This is a genomic window from Nitritalea halalkaliphila LW7 (assembly GCF_000265075.1).
In the GTDB taxonomy this organism is placed as follows: Bacteria; Bacteroidota; Bacteroidia; order Cytophagales; family Cyclobacteriaceae; genus Nitritalea; species Nitritalea halalkaliphila.
The window spans coordinates 1-3,719 of record NZ_AJYA01000083.1; the positions used below are offsets into that span (position 1 = coordinate 1).

A 3,719-nucleotide genomic window follows, 5' to 3' on the forward strand; every position below is an offset into this window, starting at 1 on the left:
ACGCAAACGTCTCTTTAAAAACATAGAAGTAGTAGAAAGGTACCTTTCAGCCTGAAATCTTGGGGTGTCACCCAAGTTCGCGCTTCTATCGGAAAAAAAGAACTCAGATAGGTTATCGGAGATAAAGAGAAATATCTCATCTTGGTCATTTAAATGAGGAGCTCCCGTCATATAAGTAACCTGTAAAGTCTGCTGTGCCTGCACTAAGGAAAGAATCAGGCAAAGCGCTGCGGTAAAGAAAGTTGTTTTCATGGTAGTATCGTTTTGTAAAAGCTGTCTATCGTATTAGTCTATAGGCATCGGATGCTATCGGGGGTTCGAAAGGAACTTTTAGAATCGGTATTCCACTTCGAGCTTAACGAATCGGCTGAAGACCCTTTCATTTTCTATTTCAAAGAACACGGGTAGGGCTTGCTGCCTAACAAACTCCCTATTATTCAGCAAATTATACCCGATCAGCCTAAAGACCCATTTTTTATCGGCTGTGGAGATGAAAAACTGACCTCCCACATCCGTAAAAGTACCCTCAGCCCCAGATAGGAACCAAACTCTTCTGACGTAGGGTCCAGCTGTCCAATTGCCTTTTGAAGGCACATATTTCAAGTTAGCAAAAGTGGAAAACATGGTTTGATCCGTCGTCTGTGGACTAAGCTCTGACAGTAAATCCAGTCTAGAGAACTTATTGATAAAGTCAAAGGCCACCTTCGACTTGGCTGGCGTAAACTTTAGGTTCAGCTCACTCGCAAAATAATTAAAGTCGATAAAGAAGTTATCCTCCAAGGAAAAGGCATTCTCTTGTCTGTTGATAAAAAAACTATTAACCTGTGAGAGCAGCATGCGATCCTGAAGAAGTGGACGCTCAAGCTGCAGCTCTGTAAGGAAATAAGAAGACTCCAGCTGATCATACACGGTCTGTACGACAGGGGTAGCGTCTAAACTGACAAAATTTCCATTAAACGCTCTTCCCGCCAACGCCGCCAGCATGGATTGAGCGCCAATGAACGGAATCGGAAAGGAAATATTAAACTCCGCCACCTCTTGCATTTGGGGTTCCATAATCCGCTGAGCAGGTATCCCTACACTACGAAATCCTAACAGGTCATGTCCGCCGATAACTTTCTTTAATGGAAACATTTCGAAGCTTTGCTGATAGGTTAAGGTAAAATCAACGATATCTCCACTAAAATCCAACATAGAATAGACTTCAAACGCCCCCCTGTCACCTACAATAGTTGGTGATTCGGGCAGTTGATACCATGCATACCGCAATTTATTCGTAAACGTCAGCGCATTACTAAAGCGATACTGGTGGCGCAGGTAGGGCCGGAAGACCTGATAGCCGAGTGTAGTGGGCGCCAGATTAAATAAAGAATTAGGCAGCAACTCGCCACCGTTAGAAGAATCCCCATCGAAAGCCTGTTTGCTCATTTGCAGCTCCTGCCGCTTAAACTCCATACCTCCGGTCAAATTCCCATAAGCAAGTTTTCGATAAAGTTCTAAGGAGCCGAAAAAAAACCTGTCCCGCAGCGCTACCTCTTGCACTAAATCCGTTTGATCTGTTGGTATTTGAAACCCTTGCGCACGTCTCAGCAGCAGGTCGTTATGCTGCGATCGAAAAGACTGGTCAGCATGAATGGAGGCTACACCCAGTTTGGCGGATAAAGCCCATTTCTTCGGGACTAAGAAGTACTCCAGCCGATTATTACTGTAAAACTCTGACTGTCTGGTGTCGGCAGTAAAGGTGTAGGCATGGTCTGTTATGGCCTCTAGTGCATGTGTTCGATTTAGTGCATCCTGAAAGACAAAATTAACGTCTGAAACGAACTTCACTCGGTCTGTATCGAATCGATACTCTACTTTGTTTTTACTTGTTACGAAATCCGAGCGGTTTCGGAGTTGTAGGGATGAAGAAGGCTGCTCGTCAAAGAAAATCTGTTGGAGCTCCCTAGCATTTTCGCCTATCCCCATGACATTATAGCTACCGATAAAAACCGAACTGTTATCCGAAAGCTCAATTTTAGACGTCACACCGCCGATGGTTCTTTCTTTCCGTATAAAATCTTCGAAGCCAAAGAGCTCCCGTTGAAAGCCACTCCCTGATTTAAAATCTTGAAAATCGGCTGGGAGTGCTGTCAGCTGCGCTAAAGCTTCATTACCTATATTACGCACGCTCATTAACGAAATCTCTTCGTTTCCTAACCGATCATGCTCTAGAAAAGCATGAAAAGAGACTTGTTCCCCTACAAACATATTATTACTGAAGAATCCGGGCTCTAACTGATCTTGCAGGCCTAGTGTCCCTCTCAGCTTACCGAAAGGTCTATTTGTATATTCATCTTTGAGGGTAATATCAAGCACCATAAAATCATTCGTATCTAATAAAGAGTTCTTGATTTTATCCGACTGCTCCCTTTTTCGAATTTCCACTTGTGCTATTTGTTCAGCACTTAGCGTACGTGTGATGAGGGCAGCACCAGCATTTGATGTTTCTCGACCGTTAATCAGTACTTTTTGAATCATGCGCCCATTATACTCCAGCTCACCCCCGCCTGCACTTTAAAGCCGGGAATTCGCTTGAGAATATCTTCTAAATTTTGATCATCACGCCGCTCATAGTGCTGAATATCAAAGAGGATAGTGTCGGATTTAACAATAATCGGCGGCCTCCTACTTTCTACCACTACCTCTTCTAGCTCTAGAGCTGCGGGCGATAGTTGGAAGTCCAGGGTTAATTCTTTACGCTCCACTTCAGCAAGTAGCAAATCTCTCTTTAAAGGCTGATAACCCATTTTCCGGAAAGCCAGCGTAAAAAACTCCAATTCCTCAGGTACCGTAAGTTGAAACTGCCCGTCTGCATTTGTATTCGTAAAAGCGAGGATCACCTCATCCGTATAATTAGTCACCGAGACGCTCACTGATCGCAGGGGCGCTCCAGTCTCCTCATCCGTAACAGTTCCTTGGATAACTACCTGCGCTTCTGCATGCGAAATCATGAGGAAAGAGATGCCGAGTAACCATCCCCAAAAGGACTTAGACCATGTTTTCATTCCCTTGCTATCTTAGCACCTACATCCCCTTCTTCAACTGTCTAATTTCTCTCCTGCTCCAGTCTTTCCAAATGGCTTCTTCCGAAACAGCAAAACCCATGTCTTCAGGTAAGCTGACCTCCCTGTCCACCTCCTTGATTTCAGTGACGAGTGTTCTATATCCTGAGTTTATAGTATACGAAATTTCTAAAATTAAACCGGGTAAACCCGTATATTCATTAGGACCAAGCTGCGCTTCAATTTCTGGTGTGAACCATGCAATGATGTCCCCTTTTTCTTGATCTGCAAACCCAAACTCATTGGGTAAAATTGCCTTTTGACACGAGTATCCTAAGATTTCTTTTGTTTCGTTTGTTAATTGCCAAGGCATGGGTTTGGGGGTATAAGTAGCATTAAGGCGCGTGCCATCCTCTAATGTTCTGACGACATGACGCGAACCGTCCTCTTTAAAAAACATAGAGTAGTAGAAATGGTACCTTTCAGCCTGAAATCCTTGGGGTGTCACCCAAGTTCGCGCTTCTATCGGAAAAAAGAACTCAGATAGGTTATCGGAGATAAAGAGAAATATCTCATCTTGGTCATTWAATGAGTGCTCCCGTACTATATTAAGTACCCTGTAAAGTCTGTGTGCCCTGACATAAGGAAAGAACTCAGGCAAAGCGCATGCGGTAA

At 43.9% G+C, this 3,719-nt stretch carries 4 protein-coding genes; all 4 read right to left on the reverse strand.

Translation table 11 applies throughout. The annotated features are described in order from the left end of the window. Window positions 1-252: hypothetical protein (locus A3SI_RS16150; protein WP_009057583.1), on the reverse strand; the 252-nt coding region annotated here is incomplete at its 3' end. 78 nt (window positions 253-330) lie between these two features. Continuing rightward, a complete protein-coding gene (locus A3SI_RS16155) occupies window positions 331-2,520 on the reverse strand; it encodes a TonB-dependent receptor (protein ID WP_009057586.1) in 2,190 nt (729 codons plus the stop codon). Beyond that, window positions 2,517-3,047, reverse strand: coding sequence for a carboxypeptidase-like regulatory domain-containing protein (locus A3SI_RS16160; protein WP_009057587.1), 531 nt, complete (start codon window positions 3,045-3,047; stop codon window positions 2,517-2,519). Before A3SI_RS16160 ends, A3SI_RS16155 begins: the two co-directional genes overlap by 4 nt. A gap of 19 nt (window positions 3,048-3,066) precedes the next feature. Beyond that, on the reverse strand, window positions 3,067-3,719 hold a 653-nt coding region (locus A3SI_RS16165; RefSeq protein WP_009057588.1), incomplete at its 5' end, for a GLPGLI family protein.